The following is a 24,546-nucleotide window of genomic DNA, read 5'->3' on the forward strand; positions in this document are numbered from 1 at the left end:
AAGGCAGCGACTATCCCGACCCCACGGGCGCAAGGGACGAATACACCTATCACGTCAATGGCACAGCCCGCAGCATCAAACTCAATCCGACCGACACCCGCAGCATCCGGCAACGCATATCCGACAACCACAACAATCTCGGCAGCAATTTCTCCGACCGCGCCGATGAAGCCAACAAAAAAATGTTCGGGCACAATGCCAAGCTCGACCGCTGGGGCAACAGCATGGAGTTTGTCAACGGCATCGCCGCCGGCGCGCTTAACCCCTTTATCAGCGTGGGCGAAGCCTTGGGCATAGGCGACATACTGTACGGAACGCGCTATACCATAGACGAAGCCGCGATGCGCAACATCGCCCCCTTGCCCGCCGAGGGCAAATTCGCCGTCATCGGCGGCTTGGGCAGCGTGGCGGGCTTTGAAAAAAATACGCGCGAAGCCGTTGACCGGTGGATACAGGAAAACCCCAATGCCGCCGAAACCGTCGAAGCCGTCTTCAACGTTGCCGCCGCCGCCAAAGTCGCGAAGTTGGCAAAGGCGGCAAAACCGGGGAAAGCAGCGGTTAGCGGGGATTTTTCTGCTGCATACAATACAAGAACAACTAGAAAAGTTACTACAGAAACAGAGGGGTTAAATAGAATCAGACAGAACCAGAAAAATAGTAATATACATGAGAAAAATTATGGAAGAGATAATCCTAATCATATTAATGTTTTATCTGGAAATTCTATACAACATATACTGTATGGAGATGAAGCAGGAGGTGGGCATCTTTTTCCTGGCAAACCTGGTAAGACAACATTCCCCCAACATTGGTCAGCCAGTAAAATAACTCATGAAATTAGTGATATCGTTACATCCCCAAAAACGCAATGGTATGCACAGACTGGAACAGGCGGCAAATATATTGCTAAAGGAAGACCAGCCAGGTGGGTATCATATGAAACGAGAGATGGAATTCGTATCAGAACAGTTTATGAACCTGCAACAGGAAAAGTGGTAACTGCATTCCCCGATAGAACCTCTAATCCCAAATATAACCCTGTAAAATAATGAGTATTTGAAAGATGAAAACATTAGACGAACGAATAAAGAATTTAGGAAAATCTCTTGAAGATAGAATTGACGCTAATCTAATTGATGCCACACTAGAGTACATTACTTTTTCAGAACGTTTGCTAGCTTTTGAAACGCTATGTGATTATATTGAAGATTTCAATATCCAGCTTACGGAAAAAGAATCCCAAGAAATCTCTTTTATTAATAAGGAATTTGGAATTGAAAGTACATCAGATTAATAAATATTAGGTCGGTTTAAAAACCCAACAATCAAAAAGTCGTCTGAAACTGCTTTTAATTTTCAGACGGTATTTCCTTCATTTGAAACAGGATATTGAAAACTAAGTTCTTCAAAAATCCTACACCTGCTCCTTCCACGGCAGCACCTTGGTCAAAAAGGCAGACGGCTACAAAGCCATCGCCCGTATCCGGGCCGGCGAGAGCGTCCTTTCCAAGGACGAGGCAAGCGGAAAAACAGGATACAAACCCGTTACTGCCCGATACGGCAATCCGTATCGGGAAACCGTTTACATTAAAGTTTCAGACGGCATCGGCAACAGCCAAACCCTGATTTCCAACCTCATCTATCCGTTTTATTCGGACGGCAAATGGGTTAAAGCGGAAGATTTGAAAGCGGGAAGCAGGCTGTATTCCGAAAGCGGCAGAACCCAAACCGTCCGCAACATCATTGTCAAACCAAAACCACTCAAAGCCTACAATCTGACCGTTGCCGACTGGCATACTTACTTCGTCAAGGGCAATCAGGCGGAAACGGAAGGGGTTTGGGTTCATAATTCTTGTCCTCCCAAAAGAGCTCCCGAATACCATGCAGGAACTGTATCTGAATCTAATTTTTTAAATGCAGCTGAGAAATGGCTAGGGAAAAACTATCAGTCGTATCCAAATGGTCGATATGTATCACAAGATGGAATGCGGCAGGTACGATATGGTTATCATGAAACAAATTCATCTACGTATTATGGTCATTTTGAATCATATGACAAACCTAATGGACGTGTAATAGAAAATAGTACGGTAACAATTATTCGGGATTGAAGAATGATGAGTGTAAAAGAATTATTCAAAGTCATCTTAGATGAAAATAAAGATTTTCCTATTAGAACGATTCATCGTACCCCGATGGGGATACTTCCCAAACCTGTTGCTTTAAGTATTGTTCAATATGAAAATGATCCGGGATTTTATTTGTTTTATTTGAATGAAGTCGGTCAGGAACAAACGGATACTTATCATGACACATTAGATTCGGCATTTGAACAGGCGGAGTTTGAATTTGGAATTAGCAAAGAGGAATGGATGCAAAGTCCTTAGACGGCAAAATCAAGATGCCGCTTTATTTTTCAGACGGCGTTTCCGTCAATAAAAAAGGCGGTATTGGAGTCCAAACCAGCCTATGCCTTGCCGGAATAGGGATGAAAGGTTTAAGAAAAAATGATTACAGTCGAACATTTAGAGCATTATTTGGGTGAAATCGAAAGCGGTATAAAATGCTTGGATCGACGTTATCATCTCAGCGTTTCCGTCTTCCCATTACAACCATATAAAGGGGTAACTACTTTTTCTACTTTAGGCTTGAATCGATATGACTTGAACTATAAAAGTAGGTTTGAATTAATTTTTACCTGTTCTGAAGAATGGAATAAAGAAAATATTGCAGCTTTTCTATCAGGAGTGGCTGAATATTTGATTGACAATAGACAACCTATTTTAAGAGGTGAAATTATTCAATTACCCAGAGTAATTATCGAAGGTAGCAAAATGGATGCACTGTATGTTTCCGCTCCATTTTATTTCGACGATGATTTTCAGGTCTGTTATGGAGAACACTACAATATCGTTTTCCCTTTGCTTGTCCCGTTGTATAAACAGGAAGCCGAATTGGTAGAAAAGAAAGGTTGGAATGCTTTTGAACGGTTCTTGCTGGATAATGAAGTTGGCAACCTTTCGGATATGAATAGGAAACCGTTTACTTGGTAAGGGCTTTCTTAAATTTGATTAAAGGTCGTCTGAAATTAAGCTTGTTTTTCAGACGATCTTTCCTTCATTTATTGAATCAAAAGGCGGCATTGTTAAAACAAGTTTAGGAGATTAAACATGGCATCATATGTTTCCATAAAAGGATGGATTGAATGCTCTGACGATGATATAAAAATCATCCAAGAAAACATTAATAATTTTTGGAATAATTGTCCCTTCAATATCGAAGAGAAAGAATCTGCAAAAATATATAAAAATGGGTGGGTTTTCCCGACAAATAGTTTTAATTGGAGCAGCTATATTTTTTTTGGTGCATGCGTGAAATCTTATTTCATTATTTATTTTGAAAAATGTATTAAAACAATAATGGAATTGGATATTGAAATATCAGGTTTTTTTGAATTAGATTATTATGAAGATAGTTATAAAGTAAATTGGAAAATAAATAATGGCAATTTAATACAAACAACTGATTAAATGGACAAATATAAGTTAGATTGGACACCCAAACCTAACAACTGTCTGAAACTCAATTTAGTTTTCAGACGACCTTTCCCCGTATCGGCAGACTATGAATTTACAGCTATCGGGAAATTTAGGATAGAGAAAATTCCATACGCGAAGCCGTTGACCAGTGGATACGGGAAAACCCCAATGCCGCCGAAACCATCGGAGCCGACGCCAAAGCCGCGAAGTTGGCAAAAACGGTAAAACTGGGGAGATAAAAGCCAATGGCAGGAAAGTAAATGTGAGAATGGACAGTACGGATGGTAGACCTACTTTAGAAATCCAGCAGGGCAATAAGAAAACAAAAATCAGATATGGAAAATGATGATGAAGATTAAACCATTACAATTTTCTAACAATAATCACAGATTTTATGTGGACAAAATTTGTGTTACCGAACAAGATGTGAACATTTTGGCATCCGACCGAAATTATGAATTAAATATTGAAATATTTATCGACAATATAATTCATTTTCAAATAACGGATGAATCTTATAAAGTAAAATTTTCAGAATATTTATTCGAAAATAAAACAGAAAATAATTCGGATGGGAATCCTACTGCAAATTATTTTTTCGAGATAATAGACGACGGTTATATGGACTGGTTGAAAGAAGAAAGTTTTGATTTTTTTGAAAAGAAATATTATAAGGCTTATATTTTCTTTTTTAGCGATTCTGTAATAGAAGTTATCAGCTCGACAGAACCTGTATTTTATTCAAAATAACAAATTATCAAACAAAGCTCTGATTAAAAACCCAACAATCAAAATGCCGTCTGAAGCGGTATTCGACTTTCAGACGGCATTTTGATGAATGAAACAGGATATTGAGAACTAAGTTCTTCAAAAATCCTACACCTGCTCCTTCCACGGCAGCACCTTGGTCAAAACGGCAGACGGCTACAAAGCTATTGCCCGTATCCGAGCCGGAGACCGCGTCTTTGCCAAAGATGAAACCAGTGGAAAAACGGGATACAAACCCGTTACCGCCCGATACGGTAATCCGTACCAAGAAACCGTTTACATTGAAGTTTCAGACGGCATCGGCAACAACCAAACCCTGATTTCCAACCGCATCCACCCGTTTTATTCGGACGGCAAATGGATTAAGGCGGAAGATTTGAAAGCGGGAAGCAGGCTGTTTGCCGAAAGCGGCAGAACCCAAACCGTCCGCAACATCGTTGTCAAACCAACACCGCTCAAAGCCTACAACCTGACCGTTGCCGATTGGCATACTTACTTCGTCAAGGGCAGTCAGGCGGAAACGGAAGGGGTTTGGGTTCATAATGCGTGTCCGTATGGAGAAAAATATAGGACAGAAGTTGGTTCTTATACTAATACTCATGAAAGTGGTCGAACTTATTCTGGAAATGGCACAAGACAACGTTCCCAAATCTCTGGAGCAAGAGAAGCTAGGGTTAATAATGACCCTCATATAGCTACAGATTTTACTCCTGCCAAAAATAATCGAGAGGCATTCAAAGATGAATCTAGAAGAATTGACGCTCACGGTGGTTCCAAAAGTACCAATAATTACAATCGAATTGAAAGCCCGGGGAGAAAATACCGAAAACAAGATGGAGATTAAAAATGATTGTTGACGAAAAATCTACTTCAGATGTACTGAAACAATATCAAGAACTAGGGTTTGATTTGACAAAACCTATGATAATAGAGTTTTTTATAGGAGGTTCTCAAAAGAATCTGCAATCAATAGAAAGCCGACTCATTTCTTATCGGCAAGATTTTCAAATCAGTATTGAACAAGATGAATTCGGAGAAATGTGGACTTGCTATTGTTCCGTCAATATCGTCCCTTCCCTTGAAAACATTTTAGCTATTGAAACTACGTTATTTGGTATTGCACAAAAAAATGATTGTAATTATGAAGGTTTTGGTTCGTATGGGAACTAACAAAAAGTGTAGGTTGGGTTGAAAAAACCATATTCCCATTAAAGATTAGGGGATGTCTATGGAAATAAAATTCAATACTTTGGGGGTTATCCTGAATGGGGTCAATCCTGAAGAAAAATTCATAAAAATTATTGATGACCAGGAAAATACCGGTGGATTTCTGATACTGTTATCTTCAAATGACAAATTCTCATCATTTGACAGTTACGATGACTGGGTCGAAAACTTAGAAATATTAAAAGAATACCTGCAAGAATCTCATTGGATAATAAAGTGGACCGGATAGTCGGCAAACGTAGTCCGTCTGAAACACTTTTACTTTTCAGACGGACTTTCTATCAATGGGAACAAGGCGTTTTGTCTCAATCTGGTCTATGATTATTCGATACGATGATGGGAAGCTAAGAAAAATATGATTAATCATATTGAAAAATATATAGGCACTATTTCTCATGGCTCGAAAAGCGATTCGGGAAGTCAGTACAAATTAAATATCGCAGCTATTCCCTCTTCCCCTGACAGGGATTTAAAAACTTATATTACTTTAGGGTTAAGCAAACATGATCTGAATTATAAAAGCAGATTTGAAATACTTTTCGTATGTTCTTTAAAATATGATGAAAATCAGATTTTTCCATTTTTAAGATGGTTGGCAGAAACCATCATTGAGAACAAAAAAATCCTTCTTCGAGGATAGGTTGTTTATTTGCCTGGAAGCATTGTTGATTCAACAAAAATGGACGCTCTGTATGTTTCCGCCCCATTTTATTTCGACGATGATTTCCAGGTCTGTTATGGCGAACACTACAATATCGTTTTCCCTTTGCTTGTCCCGTTGTATAAACAGGAAGCCAAATTGGTGGAAAAGAAAGGTTGGAATGCTTTTGAACGGTTCTTGCTGGATAATGAAGTTGGCAACCTTTCGGATATGAATAGGAAACCGTTTGCTTGGTAAATACCTTCTTCAAACGGTCAATGCCGTCTGAAAAACCTTGTTTCAGGTTTCAGGCGACCTTTGAAAACAGGCTAAAAAGCATGGATTACAACCAAACTGTTTTATCTCACTTGCAAAAATTTTGGAAACATCATGATATTAAAGGATTTACTTGGACTTTAGGAAGGATTGTTGAAGAACTTCCCGATTTCCAAGTTTTCCAAGTGATTCCTAATCATGCAGATGAGCCCTGGGTTTATGTCAGCTCTGGGATAGGCTCATTTTTAGGACGGGAGTTTTTTATCGTCAGCCCGTTTGAAACGCCCGAACATATTGAGACCTTGGCAATGCTTGCATCGGCAAGTATGTATTATCCCGATCGATTTCAATTAGGGAAAACGGTCAATATCGGCAGACCGTGGGTTGAGCAATCATCCTTCCGGCATTTTCTGATTTCTCTGCCTTATCCTTATGGGCAAGAGTTGGAATATATGGATAATGTCCGATTTTTCCGGTTATTGCCAATTACTCATCAAGAGAGGCTTTTTCTAGATACTCATTCGGTAGAAGAATTGGAAACGAAATTCGATGAAGCGGGTATTGATTATTTAGATATAAATCGTGCGAGTACTGTCTGACAGGCCGGATGAAAATTCGGCAATCCGATGCCGTCTGAAACGATATTCGTCTTTCAGGCGGCATTTTTGTATTTAAAGCCGGGTAACGCTCAATACGCCTTTGACGTCGCCGAGGCTGGCGAGGACGCGCGGGAGGTCGTTGACTTGTTTGACTTCGAGCGTGAACCTCATGCTGGCTTCCAAGTCACGGGACTGGGTTTGCACGGCGGTAACGTTGAGTTTGTGGCGGGCGAGCGCGTCGGATACGTCGCGTAAAAGGCCCGATCGGTCTTGGGCGCGGATTTCGATATCGACGGCAAACACTTGCCCTTCCTGCAATGCCGCCCAGCTTGCGTCCAACACTTTTTCAGGCGCTTGTTCGGCGAGGTGTTGGAAAGACGGGCAGGTTTTGCGGTGGACGGAAATGCCGCGCTCGCGGGTAACGAAGCCCACAATATCGTCGGGCGGCGCGGGTTTGCAGCATTTGGCAAGCGTAGTCATCAGGCCATCTTCGCCGTCAATGAGCACACCTGTTTTGCCGCCTTTTTTGATTTTGGACTGTTTGACGATGGTAGTTTCGCTGACGGGCGCGGGCGGCGGTTCGTTCAGCGTGCCGCAGGCTTTCTGGATGGCGCGGTTGGAAATTTCGCCTTGTCCGACGGCGGTGTAGAGGTCTTCGGGCTTTTTGTAGCCGAGGTTTTCGGCAAGCTCTTGCAGGTTGGGCTTGGGCGTGAGTTTGGCAAGCTGTTTGTCGAGTTGGACGCGACCCTCTTCGCGCACGGTGTCGGCGTTTTGCTGGCGGATGTAGGCGCGGATTTTGCCGATTGCCTTGCTGGATTTGACCCAGCCTTCGTAGAGCCAGTTGACAGAAGGGTGCCCTTCTTTGGCGGTAATGATTTCGACGCGCTGTCCGTTTTCGAGCGGGGTGGACAGCGGCACGATTTGCCCTTCGACTTTCGCGCCGCGGCAACGGTCTCCGATGCTGCTGTGCAGGGCGTAGGCGAAGTCGATGGGGGTCGCTCCCGTAGGCAGGGAGAGGACTTTGCCATGCGGGGTCAAAACATAAATCGTGTCGTTGAACAGCTCGGTTTTGAAGGCGGCGGCGAGGTCTTCCTTGCCGCTTTCCGCCATGTTTTCACGCCAGTCCAAGAGTTGGCGCAACCAGGCGATTTTTTGTTCGTAGGCGGAATCGCCTTTGCCGCCCTCTTTGTAACGCCAGTGGGCGGCGACACCGAATTCGTTGAATTGGTGCATATCGAAGGTGCGGATTTGCACTTCCACGCCTTTGTCTTCCGGGCCGACGATGACGGTGTGCAAACTTTTATAGCCGTTGCCTTTGGGGTTGGCGATGTAGTCGTCGAACTCTCCCGGAATCGGCTGCCAGAGGCTGTGGACGATACCCAGCGTGGTGTAACACTCGGGAATGGTATCGACCAGAATCCGCACGGCGCGGATGTCGAACAAGCCGTCGAAGCTGAGCTTTTTCTTCACCATTTTTTTGTAAATGGAGTAGATGTGCTTTGGTCTTCCGGCAACTTCAAAATGAATATTGTATTTTTTCAGTTCCGTACGCAGGATATTGAGGAAGTTTTCGATGTATTCGAGGCGTTCGGTGCGTTTTTCGTCCAAAAGCAGGGCGATTTCGCGGTATTTTTCCGGCTCTTGATGACGGAAGCCCAAATCTTCGAGCTGCCATTTGAGTTGCCACACGCCCAAACGGTTGGCGAGCGGGGCAAAAATGTCGAGGGTTTCTTTGGCAACGGCGCGTTTTTCGGGGCTGTCGGGGGCGTTGCTTAAAAATTGCAGGGTGCGCGTACGCATCGCCAGTTTGATTAACACGACGCGGATGTCGGTAACCATCGCCAGCAGCATTTTCCGCATAGTTTCGGCCTGCTGGGCGCGTTCTTCGGGCGTGGCGAGGCTGTCCACGCGGGCGAAGTGGGTGAGCTTTTGTACTTCGTCCACACCTTTGACCAATTCGGCGACGGTGCTGTTGCAGCGTTCGGAAACCAATAGGTTCCAATCGGGGGCGTAGCGTCCGATGTCGGCAAGCAGGGTGGCGGCGACGGCATCGGGCAGCAGGTCGAGTTCATTGACCATCTGCGCCGCGCCGAGGAAGTGGTCGGGCAACGGCTCGCCGTACGGCGTGGCGGAATCGGCGGGATAATGTTCTTCCGCCAGCGAACGGGCGGCTAAGACCAGTTTTTTATCGTTGTCCGGCAGCGCGGCGCAGTAGCTGTCGAACCATTCGCGCAATTCTTGCGGGGTCGCGCTTTGCGTGTCTTGAATCGGGCTGATGGCGGTCATGATGGGGTCTTCCGTTCCGATAAAAACGAGTTTATTGTAACAGCTTATTTATTTACGGTGCATAGGCGGGAAGATATAGTGGATTAAATTTAAACCAGTACGGCGTTGCCTCGCCTTGCCGTACTATCTGTACTGTCTGCGGCTTCGTCGCCTTGTCCTGATTTAAATTTAATCCACTATAAACTTGTTTCGGGCGGCGCGGGGTGTTAAGGTAGCCGGTACCGACAGGTTGACGAGGAATATTTTGATGAAACTGTATATTTACGACCATTGCCCGTTTTGCGTGCGTACGCGGATGGCTGCCGGGCTGTTTGGCGCGGACGTTGAAGAAGCCGTGCTGGCAAACGACGACGAGGCAACGCCGATCGGTATGATAGGTGCGAAACAAGTGCCCGTCCTGCAAAAAGAGGACGGTTCGTTTATGGGCGAGAGTTTGGACATTGTGCGGCATTTTGACCGCGAAGGCCGTCTGAAAGACGAAGTCCGCCCCGAGATACAGGCGTGGCTGGACAAGGTGGGCGGATACAACAACAAACTGGTTCAGCCGCGCGTGATCAAAATCGGGCTGCCCGAATTTGCAACGCCGGAAGCGGTGAAATATTTCACAGACAAAAAAGAGAAAAGCATCGGCAGCTTTTCCGCCAATTTGAATAAAACCGCCCAATACCTCGAACGGATAAACGCAGATTTGCAAGAGTTGGAGAATTTGATGGACGGTACTTCAGACGGCATCAACGGCGGAATCGGCATGGAGGATATTTTGGTTTTTCCTATTTTGCGCAACCTGACCGTGGTGCGCGGCATCGCGTTCCCTCGGAAGACGATGGATTATTTAATCGGTATGAGTGAAAAATCAGGCGTGCCGCTTTATTTTGACAGGGCATTGTAAAACAGGAAAACGCGGCAGGGAAATATGTCCTGCCGCGTTTTTTGGAATGTTTATGCCGTCTGAAAACCAGTCAGACGAACATCTGCACAAACGCAATCACCAGCCGCACAATCGGTGCAATAAACGCACCCAATACGCCCGTCAGCATCAGCAGCAGGATAATCCACGTCCCATAGGGTTCGATTTTGCGGAACGCTTGCGAATATTTCGCCGGCAGGAAGGTATCGATAAAAATGCCGCCGTCCCAAGGCAGGATGGGGATGATATTGAGCGCGAACAGAATCGCATTAATCAGAATACCGTAGTTTGCCATTTGAGCCAGCGGCATCTGATACGCCCCGCCGACATACGGAGTCAGCACCAAAACCACGCCCCACAGAACAGCCATCGCCAAATTCGACAGCGGGCCGGACGCGGCAACGCAACGCCAGGCAAGACGCGGGTTGAGGAAGTTGCGCGAATCGATGGGAATCGGACGCGCCCAACCAAATAGAAACGGTGTGAACATCAAAGTAAGCAGCGGCACGATGATTGTGCCGACCAAGTCGATATGGGGCAGGGGGTTCAGCGTCAGCCTGCCGTATTGTTCGGCAGTGTTGTCGCCCCAGTAGCGCGCCGTATAGCCGCGCGCCACTTCCCTGACGGTAATGGCGAGCAGCACGGGCAGGACGGCAAGCAGGAACACGCCCAAATCAAAATTTTGAAACATAATTTTCCTTTATAACGGGTGGCACGCAGCCGTAATCGGCTGCCGGATGAAGGCGGCAATATATCATTTAACCCGATTTTGTTGGAATGGGAAAACAGGCAGATTCGCCCCGTTTGTCTGCCGGTATCTGATAATTTGTCATAAACATATTGTTTTAATACGGATTTAAAGAATATGAAAACAGTATTTAGATAAAGGTAAATAATAAAAATAGGTTGCAAATAGGAATTGTTGCTATTATTATGCCCGAATTATGGATAAAGAACGAATTTTAACCCCCACAGTCGTGTTTTCCGTCGCACTGCTGCATTTGGCAATGGTGGCATTGCTCTGGCAGGCGCACAAGCTGCCCGTGATAGAGTCAGGTAATGTTATTGAATTTGTCGATTTGGGCGACTTTGGCGGAGGGGACGGTGCACCCGAAGGCGCAGGCGCGCCTGCCGCGCCCGAACCGCAACCCGAGCCTGAGCAGCCCAAACCTGTCGAGCCGCCCAAACCGGTTTTGAAGCCGGTGGTTACAAAAAAGGCGGATGCAGATATTCGGCAGCCCAAGGAAAAGCCGAAACCCGAAGAAAAACCGAAGCCCGAACCCAAACCGGAAGCGAAGCCTGCCCCGAAACCGGCGGAAAAACCGGCAGAAAAGCCGTCTGAAAAACCTGCCGAACATTCTGGCAATGCTTCTGCCAAAGCCGGCAGCGAGCAGGGCAATGGGGAAGGTAAGGGAACCGGTACCAAAGGCGACGGAACGGGGCGCGGAGAAGGCAGCGGTAAAGGAAGCGGCGGCGCCAAAGGCGAACACGGGGAAGGAAGCGGCGGCAGCGGCGGCGGAACCGGAGCCGGCAGCAGCAAAGGCAACCCTTTACGCGCCAACGGCAGCATCCCGCGCCCGGCCTATCCCGCGCTTTCTATGGAAAATGACGAGCAGGGTACGGTTGTTTTGAGCGTTTTGGTTTCTCCGGGCGGTCATGTCGAGTCCGTCAAAGTGGTGAAAAGCAGCGGTTTTTCCCGTTTGGACAATGCGGCACGCAAGGCGGCGCAAAACGGGCATTTTCAAGCCAATGCCTGGACGGAGTTTAAAGTCCCCGTCAAGTTTGAATTGAATTAGGCGGTTGCCGCAGCGGTTTGCGGCAGCTTGGATGTTTGATTGGTTTTTTCAGTGTTGGAATCATTATGAATTTGAAATTAGTGTTTGAATCGGGCGATCCCGTCCTGATCGGTGTGTTTGTGTTGATGCTGCTGATGAGTATCGTAACATGGTGTCTGATTGTCTTACGCAGCATTAAGCTATATCAGGCTCGCAAAGGCAATACGCTTGTTAAGCGGCATATGCGCGATACTTTGTCGCTGAACGACGCGGTCGAAAAAGTGCGCGCCGTCGATGCGCCTTTGTCCAAACTGGCGCAAGAGGCGTTGCAGTCTTACCGCAACTACCGCCGGAGCGAAGCGTCCGAGCTGGCGCAGGCTTTGCCGTTGAACGAGTATTTGGTCATTCAAATCCGCAACAGTATGGCGCAGATTATGCGCCGGTTTGATTACGGGATGACCGCGCTTGCCTCCATCGGCGCGACCGCGCCGTTTATCGGGCTGTTCGGCACGGTTTGGGGGATTTACCACGCCCTGATCAATATCGGGCAAAGCGGGCAGATGAGCATTGCGGCGGTTGCCGGCCCGATTGGCGAGGCACTGGTGGCGACGGCGGCTGGCCTGTTCGTGGCGATTCCTGCGGTGTTGGCATACAACTTCCTCAATCGCGGCACGAAAATACTGGCTCAGGATTTGGATGCGATGGCGCACGATTTGCACGTCCGCCTGCTTAATCAAAAGGATAGCTGATTATGGCATTTGGTTCGATGAATTCCGGCGACGATTCTCCGATGTCCGACATCAACGTTACACCGCTGGTGGACGTGATGCTGGTGTTGCTGATTGTGTTTATGATTACTATGCCGGTGCTGACGCATTCCATCCCTTTGGAACTGCCGACCGCGTCCGAGCAGGCAAACAAGCAGGACAAACAGCCTAAAGATCCCTTGCGCCTGACGATTGATGCGAACGGCGGTTATTATGTCGGCGGAGATTCTGCAAGCAAAGTGGAAATCGGGGAAGTGGAAAGCCGTCTGAAAGCCGCCAAGGAGCAGAATGAAAACGTGATTGTGGCCATTGCGGCAGACAAGGCGGTGGAATACGATTATGTGAACAAAGCGTTGGAGGCTGCCCGTCAGGCAGGGATTACCAAAATCGGTTTTGTAACGGAAACCAAGGCGCAATAAAGTTCGACGTTTGAACGAATGCCGTCTGAAAGCCTTTCAGACGGCATTTTTGTATCGGTCGGTTTTATGGTTTGACTGCTGCGTCTTCCAAACGGGTTCTGAAGTTTTCCAGATTCACACCTGCCGCTTCTGCGCGGCGGATGATTTCGTCAACCAGCATACCTTCTGCTGCTCTGCGGAAGCCCCACAGGAGGGAGCAGCGCGTACCGGTTCGGCAATAGGCAAGGACGGGATATTCGGCTTGTCCGATGAGTTGGCGGAAGGTTTCGACATCGTGTTTTTGGATGTCGCGTGCGGTAACGGGTTGGTGATGGAATCCGGTAACGCCTGCTTGTTCCAACCACTGTTTGATTTGGGCGAAGTCGGGCTGCGATTCTTCTTCACGGTCGGGGCGGTTGCAGATGACGGTTTTGATGCCCAGTTGCGCGATTTGTTCCGCATCGGCTTTAGTCAGTTGTGGGGAGATGTAGAGATGTTCGTCAAGTTTTAGAATCGCCATTTTATTTCCTTTGCTTTGCGGTTGTTTTTCAGACGGCATTTTGTGTGCAATGCCGTCTGAAAGTTTAACCGAACAACCAGTTTTCCAACAGGTTCCGGTCTGTGATATGTAGGATGGCAGTATCCGCCGTCGCTGCCTGAACCGTCAAGACGGTTTGACGCAATATGCCGGCACGGAAGAAGTGGATATTGATTTTTGCCCCGACGGGGTATCGGGTCCATTGTGCGGCAAAGTCGGTGCAGGCATAACCGTCTAACGCAATGATTTTGTCTTGCGGACACAGTGCCGCAGATTCCGCGCTGCCGCCGTTGAAGACATGGGTCAGGACGATGTGGTCGGCGTTTTGTTTGAAACGTGCGCCGAAATCGCCTGTCGGCGGGACGGGGCAGATGTGTTCTGCGTATCCGCCGCCGTGTTGTCGGGGAAGCGGCAGGAAGGTCAGCCCCACGCCTACGGTAGACAGGCATTCGGCAAGCGGCAAATCTTCGGTGCTGTACAATGCCGTCTGAAAAAAATCTGTCAAATCCAAGCCGGTAATTTCCTGACAACGGATTTGCCAGTGTTTTTCCGGAATACCCGAGTGTGTGTCCCTCCACTCCCGATAGAGTTTGTCCATTACCGTATCAAGGGAATGTCTGCCGTTGCTTCGGTTGCGTATTATCAGATCAAGGCACAATGCGGCAAGTGCGCCTTTTTGGTAATAGCTGACGATAGCGTTCGGACTGTTTTCATCCGGTTTGTAAAATTTGTTCCACGCGGTAAAACTCGATTCCGCCAAGGTCTGCCTCAAACGGCCGCGGGTTTGTTGTACGCGCGTAATGCCTTGTGCCAGCAGGTTTAAATAAGATTCGGGCGAGATGGTGCGGCTGCGTGCCAAAAACAAATCGTCGTAATAGGATGTAATGCCTTCGAATGCCCATAGTTGTTCGGTATAGTTTTCTTTGTCGAGGTCATAAGGGGCGAACGCGGCAGGTTTGATGGATTTGACGTTCCACGCGTGAAAATATTCGTGGGAGAAAAGTCCGAGCAATGTGGTGTAGGCATCGTCGGCATCGGTCATACCGTACGGCGGAGGGCTGTGGCGGTCGGCGAGCAGGGCGGTGCTGTCGGCGTGTTCTAAACCGCCGTAAATATGGTCGCCGACGTGGAGCAGGAACAAATATTTCTCAAATGGGGCAGGGGAGGAAAACATCGCCAGTTCTGTTTCGCAGATTTCTTTGATGTCCGAAACCAGCCTGTCGCGGTCGAAATCGGGATAGATGCCGCTTAAGGCAATCGTGTGCGGAATGCCTGCCGCTTCAAAATCTAAAAATTCAATCAAGCCCATCTCGACAGGTCGGTCGATCAATTCGGCATAAGATGCCGTCTGAAAGACAAGCCTCCCTGTTTCCGGCAGCGTTGTGGTAATACGCCATTCGGGTGGAATGCCAGTCAATTCCAAGCGGTGCGGCAGCGTTTCCGTTCCTTCGACTTTCAAAAACAGGCACGACCCGTCAAAAAAACCGCGTTCTGTCGTCAGGAAAGAACCTCGAACCGACAAATCGAATGCATATACGGTGTAGCGGATTTGCCACTCGCCGCGTACGGCGGCAGCATGCCAGCGGTTTTTTGCAATTTGTTCGAGCGGCATGGACGTGCCGTTACAGGATGCATGGATAGAAGTGATGTGGCGGGAAAAATCCCGAATCAGATAGCTGCCCGGAACCCAGTTTGGCAGGCTTATTTCTATAGGAAAATCATCATTTTGTGTGAATGTCAGCAAGATGTGCCACTCATGGTCTAGAGGGGAGGGGGCAATTTCATAATTAATCATGGCTATTAAATATATCGTTAAATATTATTGATAAAATGTCTTTAAAATGCAGCTTAATCTACATCAATAAAGTGTTATAAAAAAGGAGGCTTGAAAAACAAAGCAATGTCAAACTGGTTGCAATTTATTATAACAATATGATTTATATATAATAAGAATGAATTTAAGAAAAATTTTCCTTTATGTTGCAAATGTAATTCCGCTTGGCGTAATAAGGCAGATATGTTAAATTTAGAAAAAATTACGCTTGCCCAAGTTGTACCTTAAGAGGTCGCAAAGGTGGGCAGGATAAAAAATTTTTATTCCCATAATTCATGGAGACTCTCATGGACACACAAACTTACAACTACAAAGTGGTGCGCCAGTTCGCCATCATGACTGTAGTTTGGGGTATCGTGGGCATGTTGGTCGGCGTTATCGTCGCAGCCCAACTGTTTGCTCCCGCCCTCGATTTGTCTAATATCGGACCTTGGTTCCACTTCGGTCGCCTGCGTCCGCTGCACACCAATGCGGTTATTTTCGCATTTGGCGGCTGCGGTCTGATCGGCACATCATACTACGTTGTCCAACGTACTTGTAATACCCGTCTTTTCGGCGGCTGGCTGCCGGCATTTACCTTTTGGGGCTGGCAGGCGGTAATCGTTGCCGCCGCCGTCAGCTTCCCTATGGGTTGGACTCAAGGTAAGGAATATGCCGAACTGGAATGGCCGATCGACATTCTGATTACTTTGGTTTGGGTGGCTTACGCCATCGTATTCTTCGGTACGATTGCCAAACGCAAGGTGAAACACATTTACGTTGCCAACTGGTTCTACGGCGGCTTTATTTTGGCGGTCGCACTTTTGCACATCGTCAATAACATCAGCATCCCGGCCGGTTTGATGAAATCGTATCCTGTTTATTCAGGTGCAATCGATGCCATGGTTCAATGGTGGTATGGGCATAACGCCGTGGGCTTCTTCCTGACTGCCGGCTTCTTGGGTATGATGTACTATTTCGTACCCAAACAAGCAGGTCGCCCCGTTTACTCCTACCGTCTGTCCGTCGTTCACTTCTGGGCGTTGATTTTTACCTATATGTGGGCAGGTCCGCACCATCTTCACTACACTGCGCTGCCTGACTGGACGCAATCTTTGGGTATGGTTTTGTCCTTGATTCTGTTCGCACCCTCTTGGGGCGGTATGATTAACGGCATTATGACCTTGTCCGGCGCGTGGGACAAACTGCGTACTGACCCAATTTTGAAATTCTTGATTGTTTCCCTGTCCTTCTACGGTATGTCTACCTTTGAAGGTCCGATGATGTCGATTAAAACGGTCAACGCATTGAGCCACTATACGGACTGGACTGTTGCGCACGTTCATGCGGGCGCATTGGGCTGGGTAGGCTTTGTAACCATCGGTTCTGTCTATTACATGATTCCCCGCCTCTTCGGTAAAGAACAGATGCACAGCACCAAGCTGGTGGAAGCGCATTTTTGGATTGCGACCATCGGCGTGGTTCTGTATATCGCCGCGATGTGGATTGCCGGCGTGATGCAGGGTTTGATGTGGGGTTCTTTGAATGATGACGGTACGCTGACCTACTCGTTTGTCGAATCCGTAAAACGCACCATGCCTTACTACATGATCCGTTTTGCAGGTGGTTTATTGTATCTGAGTGGTATGTGCATTATGGCGTACAACGTGTACCGCACAGCCATCGGTGGTAAAGCAGTCGATGCCGAAATCCCTGCGGTTTCCCAAACACAGCACCACTAAAATACTAAGAAAGATAGGCTACCAAAATGAAATTACAACAATTGGCTGAAGAAAAAATCGGCGTTCTGATTGTGTTCACGCTGCTTGTAGTCAGTGTCGGTTTGTTGATTGAAGTTGTGCCCTTGGCCTTTACCAAGGCGGCAACACAGCCGGCGCCGGGCGTGAAGCCTTACAATGCCTTGCAGGTTGCCGGACGCGATATTTACATCCGTGAGGGCTGTTACAACTGCCACTCGCAAATGATTCGTCCGTTCCGTGCGGAAACCGAGCGTTACGGTCATTACTCTGTTGCCGGGGAGTCGGTTTACGACCATCCGTTCCAATGGGGTTCCAAACGTACCGGTCCTGATTTGGCACGTGTGGGCGGCCGCTATTCCGACGAATGGCACCGCATCCACCTGCTGAATCCCCGTGATGTCGTGCCTGAGTCCAATATGCCGGCATTCCCGTGGCTTGCACGCAATAAAGTCGATGTCGATGCAACCGTTGCCAACATGAAGGCTTTGCGTAAAGTAGGTACTCCTTACAGTGATGAGGAAATTGCGAAAGCGCCTGAGGCTTTGGCAAACAAATCCGAGCTGGATGCTGTAGTCGCCTATCTGCAAGGATTGGGTCTGGCTTTGAAAAACGTAAGGTAACATCATGGATATTAACGGTATTCGCGCTCTTTTCACGGTATGGATCTTTATCTGTTTCCTGTTGGTACTCTATATCGTCTTCAACAGGCGGAATAAGAAAAATTACGATGATGCCGCAAACAGCATTTTTGATGAAAACCAAGATGCGCAAGATAAGAAAAGCGAAAACCGTTAATATTGTGATAACGGAGCAAAACAATGAACACAACATCCCAATTTACCAGTAACTTCTGGAATATATATATTGCAGTTATTGTCTTACTGAGCTTTATCGCTTTGGCTTGGCTGCTGCTGTCTCAAAATGTTGTCAAACGTCCGAAAAAAGGCGAAGAAGTACAAACTACAGGCCATGAGTGGGACGGCATTGCCGAATACGACAACCCGCTGCCGCGCTGGTGGTTTTGGCTGTATGTTTTGACATGGCTGTTCGGTATCGGTTATCTGGTTATGTACCCGGGTGTCGGCGACTACAAAGGCCTGCTGAAATGGACCAGCCACAACCAATATGAAAAAGAGGTCAAAAAAGCCGATGAGCAATACGGCAAATTGTATGCCAAGTTTGCGGATATGCCGATTGAAAAAGTGGCAAAAGACCCACAGGCCAAGCAAATCGCCCAAAACCTGTTTAACACTTATTGTATCCAGTGTCACGGTTCTGATGCCAAAGGCTCTAAAGGTTTCCCCAACCTGACTGACAGCGATTGGCTGTGGGGCGGCGATCCCGATAAAATCCACGAGACCATTGAAAAAGGCCGTGTTGCTACCATGCCTGCATGGGGTCCTGCTTTGGGTGAGGAAGGCGTAAAAGACGTTGCGCATTATGTGATGTCTCTTTCAAAACCCAAAGGCCAGTATGATGAGGAACGTGCTGCACGCGGACAAGCCTTATTCAGCGGTCCGCCTGCCAACTGTTTCACTTGCCACGGCGATAAGGGACAAGGTATTCAAGGTTTGGGTCCGAACCTGACTGATGACGTGTGGTTGTGGGGCGGTACGCAAAAATCCATTATCGAAACCATTACCAATGGCCGCAGCAGCCAAATGCCCGCGTGGGGACATTTCTTGGATAAAGACAAACTGCATATTATGACTGCTTATGTATGGGGTCTTTCCAATAAAGACGGTAAAGCTCCGGTGAAAAAAGCCGAGCCTGCACCGACTCCCGCACCGGCGGCAGAACCCGCAGCATCTGCTCCTGCAGAAGCAGCACAAGCCGCTTCTGAAGCCAAACCTGCCGCAGCAGAACCTAAAGCCGAGGAAAAAGCCGCACCTGCTGCCAAAGTGGACGGCAAACAGGTTTATGAAACCGTTTGTGCCGCCTGCCACGGCAATGCAATTCCAGGTATTCCCCATGTAGGCACCAAAGCCGACTGGGCCGACCGCATCAAAAAAGGCAAGGACACGTTGCACAAACACGCGATCGAAGGTTTCAATACGATGCCCGCAAAAGGCGGTCGCGGCGATTTGAGCGATGATGAGGTTAAAGCTGCGGTTGACTATATGGTCAACCAGTCAGGCGGCAAATTCTAACCGTTGTTTTCCGACTTTGTCGGACGCAGGAATCCGGATTCATATCGAATCCGGATTTTTTATTTTGAACGGAAATCCTGTTTTTGATTTATGCCGTCTGAAAGTGGGGATTTTGATGCTTAAGCGGTCAGACCGACTGATATTTTTGTATGGTTTAAAGAATGGTGCAACTGGGTGTCGGACAGCATTGTTTGATGCTTTCAGACGGCATATAGGTTTGTTTATTCAAAATTGAATCTTTTTTCATATGTTGCAAAAAATATTGATTTTAGTCATAAAGAATTAGTCTTTATTGTTTATAATCGCGCATCATCACGATAACCCTAATTTCAAAAGGACGATTAATGGATACACAAATCAAAACTGAAGCCGGTCAGCAGAATAACCGGCGTTATTTGACCGTTTGGCGGTGGCATTTTTATGCCGGTCTGCTGGTTATGCCTTTTCTGACCCTGCTTGCCGTTACAGGTTTGGGTATGCTGCTGTTTGCCAATATTACCGGCAAGGAGGGCGAGCGTATTCATATTACCCCTCAGGCAGTGGTGCAGCCCCTCTCTGTTCAGGCGGAAGCTGCACGCAGCGCCGTTAATCCGGACACTTCGTCCGTCGTTCAGTATATTGCACCGCGCGCCGATGATATGGTTGCCGTGTTCCGTGTCAACAATGAGGGTAAGGCAACCATGGTTGCGGTCGATCCTTATACGGCAAAAGTGGTCAACACCATGCCGCGTAATCAGGGTTGGTATCACACTATGGATGAAATCCACGGCGATATGATGCTCGGTGCGGCAGGCGATTATCTTTTGGAAACGGCGGCTTCACTGACCATTATTATGGTTGTCAGCGGCTTGTACCTTTGGTGGGTGAAACGGCGTGGCATCAAGGCGATGCTGCTGCCGCCAAAAGGCAGGGCACGTTCTTGGTGGCGGAATCTGCATGGTTCGTTTGGAACTTGGGTGTCGTTGATTTTGCTGTTGTTCTGTCTGTCCGGAATTGCTTGGGCAGGTATTTGGGGCGGCAAGTTCGTGCAGGCTTGGAGTCAGTTCCCGGCAGGCAAATGGGGTGTTGAACCGAACCCTGTTTCAGTCGTGCCGACCCACGGCGAGGTATTGAATGACGGCAAGGTTAAGGAAGTGCCGTGGATTTTGGAGCTTACGCCTATGCCTGTCTCAGGGACAACTGTGGGCAAAGACGGCATTAACCCTGACGAGCCGATGACATTGGAAACTGTCGACCGTTTCGCGCGGGAAATCGGTTTCAAAGGGCGTTATCAGCTGAATTTGCCCAAAGGCGAGGACGGCGTATGGACTTTGTCGCAAGACTCTATGAGTTACGATATGATTAGTCCGTTTGCCGATCGCACGGTGCATATCGACCAGTACAGCGGAAAAATTCTTGCCGATATCCGCTTTGACGATTACAACCCGTTCGGCAAATTTATGGCGGCAAGCATTGCGCTGCATATGGGTACTCTGGGCTGGTGGAGCGTGTTGGCGAACGTCGTGTTCTGCCTTGCCGTCATTTTTATCGGCATCAGCGGTTGCGTGATGTGGTGGAAACGCCGTCCGACCGGAGCGGTGGGCATGGTTCCGCCGGCGCAAAAAATCAAACTGCCTGTCTGGTGGGCAATGGCATTGCCGCTGCTGCTGATTGCACTGCTTTTCCCAACCGCGCTGCTTGCCATTGCCGTGATTTGGCTGCTGGATACCTTGCTGCTGTCGCGGATTCCTGTTTTGAGGAGATGGTTTAAATGACCCGATGCCGTCTGAAGCGTTCAGACGGCATTTTGTTTGAAGGCGGGCGGGGGAAAGGCTATATAATCCCGAATACTTATCCGCAACTTTTGTCGAAATCATGTTTTATCTGTATCAATCCAACCGTCTTGAAACGCTGGCGGCACTGTTTGCCCACATTCAAAAATTCAAACCGCTGAAATCGGCTTTACAGCCCGAACAGATTATTGTGCAGAGTCAGGGGATGCGCCGCTATCTCAACACCTGCCTCGCCCGCGATTTGGGCGTGGCGGCGAATTTGTCGTTCAGCCTGCCTGCCGGTCTGACATGGAAGTTGATGAAAAAACTGATTCCCGGTATTCCGGAACTCAGCCCGTTTGCCCCCGAAGTCATGCGCTGGCGGCTGCTGGATTTGTTCCGCAGTGAAGCATTCCGGAATACGGCAGAATTTGAAGATGTGAGGAATGTGCTGCAAGACTATCTGGGCAGCGGCGAATCGGCAGATTATCAGCTTGCTGGCCAGCTTGCAGACATATTTGACCAATACCTCGTGTATCGTCCGCAGTGGATAGACGCGTGGCAGCAGGGCAGGCTGCTCGGTTTGGGCGACGATGAAATCTGGCAGTCCAAACTGTGGCGTTATCTTGATGACGGCAGGCAGAGCGCGCCGCACCGTGTTGCGTTGTGGGAAAAGCTGTTGGAATCTTTGAGCAGTGATAAGCTGCCCGAGCGTTATTTCGTGTTCGGCATTTCCACTATGGCGCCGATGTATCTGCAGCTTTTGCACAAGCTGTCCGAACATTGCGATGTGTTCGTGTTTGCACTCAATCCGAGCGGGATGTATTGGGGCAACGTCATCGAAGCGGCGCAAATCCTCAAAGGCGGCGGCGATCCCGATTTAACTCAGGCAGGGCATCCGCTGCTCGCCTCATTGGGCAAGCAGGGGCGGGACTTTTTCGACTTTTTGAACGAAATGGAAATAGAAGGAGAAACGCCGGTATTTGAAGAAGGCGGGCGCGATACGCTTTTGCACGCCCTGCAAACCGATATTCAAAACTTGGATATGCCGTCTGAAACGGCGGGAAGCGTCAACACGGGCGACGGCTCGATACGCATCGTCTCCGCACACAGCCCTTTGCGCGAATTGCAGATACTCAAAGACAAGCTGTTGAAAATTCTGCATGAACATCCCGATTGGCAGCCGCACGATATCGCCGTATTAACCCCGAATATCGAATCCTATACGCCTTTTATCGAAGCCGTGTTCGGACAGGCGCAGCCCGGTGCGCAGGCATTGCCGTATTCCGTGTCAGACGTGAAAATCAGCCGCCGACAACCGCTGTTTCATGCTTTGTCATGCCTGTTCGACTTGTTGGAAAGCCGATTTGAAGTCGATAAAGTGTTTGTGCTTTTAGAAACCGCACCCGTGTTGCGCCGTTTCGGACTGACCGAGGACGATTTACCGCTTTTGCACGATATGGTTGCCGATTTGAACGTTCACTGGGGTTTGGACGGAGAAATGCGCGGCGGCACGGATCAGCTGTTCACCTGGAAGCAGGCGGTAGAACGCATGATATTGGGCTGGATGCTGCCCGAAGGCGGCAATCCGATGTGGCAGGATGTCAGCGCGTGGTATGCCGACGTGAATCAAACCGCCATGTTTGGACGTTTTGCCGCCTTCCTCGAAACCCTGTCGGATATGGTACGGATATGGCGGCAACCTGCGACGGTCGGCGAATGGGTGGCGCGTTGCCGGGATTTGCTTGAAATATTGTTCCAAGCTGAAGCCGATGACCAAAAGGCAGTCCAAAATCTCGAAAACGAATGGGTCAAATGGCAGGAAGAGAGTACTCTGGCTGGGTTCGTCGGACAGTTGCCGCAACAAACCGTCATCCGCCACATCCGCCGCTTCCTCGACAGCGAAAGTGAGGCAGGCTTTTTACGCGGCGGCATCACTTTTTGCAGTATGGTGCCGATGCGCAGCTTGCCGTTCAAAGTCATCTGCCTGTTGGGTTTGAACGACGGAGATTTTCCCCGCAATACCAAAGCCGCCGTATTCGACCTGATTGCCAAACATCCCGCCAAAGGCGACCGAGCCCGTCGCGATGACGACCGCTACCTGTTCCTTGAAGCTCTCATCAGCGCGCGCGAAATCCTGTATTTGTCCTACATCGGGCGCGACATCCGCAAAGACGAAGAGCTTGCCCCGTCTTCGCTGTTGGGCGGACTCATCGATACCGTTGCCGCTATGGCGGGCATCGGTAGCCGCCAACTTGCACAAAATTGGATAGAACAGCATCCGCTGCAAGCCTTCTCGCGCCGATATTTCCAAGAAGGCGGACGTTCAGACGGCATATTCGGCACGCGTACCGACTACGCCGCCGCGCTCGGACAAACGCCCGAACCGCCACAACCCTTTTTCGACCAATCCGTAGAAAACGCCGAACCTGTTGCCGAAATCGGACAGGACGAATTTATCCGCTTCTGGCGCAACCCCGTCAAAGTATGGCTTCAGCAGCAGCTTGCGTGGAGCGAACCCCATATCGGCGAAGCCTGGGAGCCTGCCGAACCCTTCGAGCCGCAACACGCGGAGCAAATCGCCGAAACCTACATCGAAGCACGGCGCGAAGGACGGGATTTTGCCCAAACCGCCGCCCGTATCGGGGCAGAAAGCCTGCTGCCGTCGGGAGAGTTGGGCAGACTTTGGCGGCAGTCTTTCCAACTTGCCGCCAAACAAATCGACACGGCTATTTTAAACAGCCCCAAACTGCCACCGCTTTCATACGCCATACCGTCGGACGGGCAAATCCTGAAAGGCAGTTTGAGCAATTTATACCAATGCGGACAAGTATTTTACGCCTACGGCAAACCCAATGCGCCGCAACGTGTGGCTTTTTTATTGGAACACCTGATATTTTGCGCCGTTATGCCGTCTGAAGCCGAAACGCGGCAAACCTTTATCGTCCAATCCGGAGAAACCGAAGTATTGGTGGAAATCGCGCAAGGCAGGGCATTGCGGCTATTGTCGGAATGGATGGCGTTTTTCAATATCGGGCAAAACCGCCCGCTGCCGTTTTTTGCCAAAACCTCGCTTGCCGCCGCCGAAGCGTTTACCCAAAAACAAGATTGGGAAGCCGCCCTGAAAAAAGCCCAAACCGCCTACCACGGCAACAAAGTCAGCAAAGGGCAGAAAGACTATACCGAAGTCGCCCTCGTGTTCGGCAACGCAAGCCAAAACCCGCTCGAACAGCCCCTGTTTGAAAACCTCGTCCGCCTGCTTGCCGACACGCTTGCCGCAGCGGAAAAAAAGGAAGAGGCCGGAGCAGCATAGAAAAAGCATAACAGGATGAAAAGGCAAATGCCGTCTGAA

The 24,546-nt window shown here is 48.6% G+C and carries 26 protein-coding genes and 2 pseudogenes; 23 read left to right on the forward strand and 5 right to left on the reverse strand.

The features are described from left to right. From mafB to DBY86_RS07180, 13 genes and pseudogenes are all read left to right on the forward strand, one after another. Positions 1–1,049 (forward strand): polymorphic toxin MafB class 1 (mafB, locus tag DBY86_RS07120; RefSeq protein WP_107819457.1); only part of this gene is annotated, 1,049 nt, incomplete at its 5' end. A gap of 14 nt (positions 1,050–1,063) precedes the next feature. Further along, a complete protein-coding gene (locus DBY86_RS07125) occupies positions 1,064–1,294 on the forward strand; it encodes a MafI family immunity protein (protein WP_013448465.1) in 231 nt (76 codons plus the stop codon). 148 nt (positions 1,295–1,442) lie between these two features. Beyond that, positions 1,443–2,111, forward strand: coding sequence for an HINT domain-containing protein (locus tag DBY86_RS07130; RefSeq protein ID WP_107819458.1), 669 nt, complete (start codon positions 1,443–1,445; stop codon positions 2,109–2,111). A gap of 3 nt (positions 2,112–2,114) precedes the next feature. Further along, complete coding sequence (locus DBY86_RS07135) at positions 2,115–2,387, forward strand: hypothetical protein (RefSeq protein WP_107819459.1); 273 nt, start codon at positions 2,115–2,117, stop codon at positions 2,385–2,387. Beyond that, a complete protein-coding gene (locus tag DBY86_RS13360; protein WP_199901064.1) occupies positions 2,369–2,545 on the forward strand; it encodes a hypothetical protein in 177 nt (58 codons plus the stop codon). The genes DBY86_RS07135 and DBY86_RS13360 overlap by 19 nt, the downstream gene beginning before the upstream one ends. After that, positions 2,508–3,053, forward strand: a complete 546-nt coding sequence (locus tag DBY86_RS07140) for a suppressor of fused domain protein (RefSeq protein WP_061728928.1) — start codon at positions 2,508–2,510, stop codon at positions 3,051–3,053. Before DBY86_RS13360 ends, DBY86_RS07140 begins: the two co-directional genes overlap by 38 nt. Positions 3,054–3,170: 117 nt before the next feature. Then, on the forward strand, positions 3,171–3,530 hold the full coding sequence (locus DBY86_RS07145) for a hypothetical protein (RefSeq protein WP_107819460.1): 360 nt from the start codon (positions 3,171–3,173) through the stop codon (positions 3,528–3,530). Between the two features lie 357 nt (positions 3,531–3,887). Then, positions 3,888–4,289, forward strand: a complete 402-nt coding sequence (locus DBY86_RS07155; RefSeq protein ID WP_107819530.1) for a hypothetical protein — start codon at positions 3,888–3,890, stop codon at positions 4,287–4,289. Between the two features lie 154 nt (positions 4,290–4,443). Continuing rightward, a complete protein-coding gene (locus DBY86_RS07160) occupies positions 4,444–5,151 on the forward strand; it encodes an HINT domain-containing protein (protein ID WP_107819462.1) in 708 nt (235 codons plus the stop codon). A gap of 2 nt (positions 5,152–5,153) precedes the next feature. Continuing rightward, the gene (locus tag DBY86_RS07165) at positions 5,154–5,477 is read left to right on the forward strand and encodes a ribonuclease E inhibitor RraB (RefSeq protein ID WP_002231823.1); all 324 of its coding nucleotides are present in this window, start codon (positions 5,154–5,156) and stop codon (positions 5,475–5,477) included. 58 nt (positions 5,478–5,535) lie between these two features. Next, positions 5,536–5,763, forward strand: a complete 228-nt coding sequence (locus tag DBY86_RS07170; protein WP_107819531.1) for a hypothetical protein — start codon at positions 5,536–5,538, stop codon at positions 5,761–5,763. Positions 5,764–5,889: 126 nt separating this feature from the next. After that, positions 5,890–6,432, forward strand: a pseudogene (locus DBY86_RS07175) (suppressor of fused domain protein). Positions 6,433–6,512: 80 nt separating this feature from the next. Next, positions 6,513–7,049 carry a suppressor of fused domain protein gene (locus DBY86_RS07180; protein ID WP_107819532.1) on the forward strand — a complete coding sequence of 179 codons (537 nt, stop codon included), beginning with the start codon at positions 6,513–6,515 and terminating at the stop codon, positions 7,047–7,049. A gap of 72 nt (positions 7,050–7,121) precedes the next feature. Here DBY86_RS07180 and DBY86_RS07185 read toward each other — a convergent pair whose 3' ends face one another. Beyond that, entirely contained in the window at positions 7,122–9,335 is a 2,214-nt protein-coding gene (locus DBY86_RS07185) for a RelA/SpoT family protein (protein WP_107819463.1), read from the reverse strand. Between the two features lie 70 nt (positions 9,336–9,405). After that, positions 9,406–9,525: pseudogene (locus DBY86_RS13050) on the reverse strand (IS5/IS1182 family transposase); the annotation flags it as partial. 57 nt (positions 9,526–9,582) lie between these two features. Here DBY86_RS13050 and DBY86_RS07190 point away from each other — a divergent pair. After that, positions 9,583–10,224 (forward strand): GrxB family glutaredoxin, encoded by a 642-nt coding sequence (locus DBY86_RS07190; protein WP_107819464.1) that lies wholly within the window; start codon positions 9,583–9,585, stop codon positions 10,222–10,224. A 70-nt stretch (positions 10,225–10,294) separates the two neighbouring features. Here the strand turns inward: DBY86_RS07190 and DBY86_RS07195 are convergent, their stop codons facing one another. Further along, on the reverse strand, positions 10,295–10,933 hold the full coding sequence (locus DBY86_RS07195; protein ID WP_107819465.1) for a site-2 protease family protein: 639 nt from the start codon (positions 10,931–10,933) through the stop codon (positions 10,295–10,297). A gap of 253 nt (positions 10,934–11,186) precedes the next feature. On the opposite strand from DBY86_RS07195, the gene DBY86_RS07200 reads away from it, so the two are divergent. The 3 genes from DBY86_RS07200 (at position 11,187) to DBY86_RS07210 (ending at position 13,203) form a co-directional block, all read left to right on the forward strand. After that, positions 11,187–12,038 (forward strand): energy transducer TonB, encoded by an 852-nt coding sequence (locus tag DBY86_RS07200; RefSeq protein WP_107819466.1) that lies wholly within the window; start codon positions 11,187–11,189, stop codon positions 12,036–12,038. Positions 12,039–12,103: 65 nt separating this feature from the next. Further along, entirely contained in the window at positions 12,104–12,766 is a 663-nt protein-coding gene (gene exbB, locus DBY86_RS07205; protein ID WP_107819467.1) for a TonB-system energizer ExbB, read from the forward strand. A gap of 2 nt (positions 12,767–12,768) precedes the next feature. Then, complete coding sequence (locus tag DBY86_RS07210) at positions 12,769–13,203, forward strand: ExbD/TolR family protein (RefSeq protein WP_003706998.1); 435 nt, start codon at positions 12,769–12,771, stop codon at positions 13,201–13,203. Between the two features lie 64 nt (positions 13,204–13,267). On the opposite strand, the gene DBY86_RS07215 is transcribed toward DBY86_RS07210, so the two are convergent. Both DBY86_RS07215 and DBY86_RS07220 read right to left on the reverse strand, forming a co-directional pair. Continuing rightward, positions 13,268–13,702, reverse strand: a complete 435-nt coding sequence (locus DBY86_RS07215) for a TIGR01244 family sulfur transferase (RefSeq protein WP_199901066.1) — start codon at positions 13,700–13,702, stop codon at positions 13,268–13,270. Positions 13,703–13,766: 64 nt separating this feature from the next. After that, on the reverse strand, positions 13,767–15,515 hold the full coding sequence (locus tag DBY86_RS07220; RefSeq protein ID WP_107819469.1) for a M61 family metallopeptidase: 1,749 nt from the start codon (positions 15,513–15,515) through the stop codon (positions 13,767–13,769). Positions 15,516–15,841: 326 nt separating this feature from the next. On the opposite strand from DBY86_RS07220, the gene ccoN reads away from it, so the two are divergent. The 6 genes from ccoN to recC all read left to right on the forward strand — a co-directional run bounded on the left by ccoN (position 15,842) and on the right by recC (position 24,507). Beyond that, the gene (gene ccoN / locus DBY86_RS07225) at positions 15,842–17,275 is read left to right on the forward strand and encodes a cytochrome-c oxidase, cbb3-type subunit I (protein ID WP_192883297.1); all 1,434 of its coding nucleotides are present in this window, start codon (positions 15,842–15,844) and stop codon (positions 17,273–17,275) included. Positions 17,276–17,301: 26 nt separating this feature from the next. Beyond that, a complete protein-coding gene (gene ccoO / locus DBY86_RS07230) occupies positions 17,302–17,913 on the forward strand; it encodes a cytochrome-c oxidase, cbb3-type subunit II (RefSeq protein ID WP_002212596.1) in 612 nt (203 codons plus the stop codon). Positions 17,914–17,917: 4 nt separating this feature from the next. After that, the gene (locus DBY86_RS07235; RefSeq protein ID WP_003752303.1) at positions 17,918–18,088 is read left to right on the forward strand and encodes a CcoQ/FixQ family Cbb3-type cytochrome c oxidase assembly chaperone; all 171 of its coding nucleotides are present in this window, start codon (positions 17,918–17,920) and stop codon (positions 18,086–18,088) included. Positions 18,089–18,111: 23 nt separating this feature from the next. After that, positions 18,112–19,443, forward strand: coding sequence for a cytochrome-c oxidase, cbb3-type subunit III (ccoP, locus tag DBY86_RS07240; protein WP_107819471.1), 1,332 nt, complete (start codon positions 18,112–18,114; stop codon positions 19,441–19,443). 344 nt (positions 19,444–19,787) lie between these two features. Beyond that, a complete protein-coding gene (locus DBY86_RS07250) occupies positions 19,788–21,197 on the forward strand; it encodes a PepSY-associated TM helix domain-containing protein (protein WP_107819473.1) in 1,410 nt (469 codons plus the stop codon). A gap of 100 nt (positions 21,198–21,297) precedes the next feature. After that, positions 21,298–24,507 carry an exodeoxyribonuclease V subunit gamma gene (gene recC / locus DBY86_RS07255; protein ID WP_107819474.1) on the forward strand — a complete coding sequence of 1,070 codons (3,210 nt, stop codon included), beginning with the start codon at positions 21,298–21,300 and terminating at the stop codon, positions 24,505–24,507. Positions 24,508–24,546 lie beyond the last annotated feature (39 nt).

The organism is Neisseria bergeri, assembly GCA_003044455.1.
Lineage (GTDB): Bacteria > Pseudomonadota > Gammaproteobacteria > Burkholderiales > Neisseriaceae > Neisseria > Neisseria bergeri.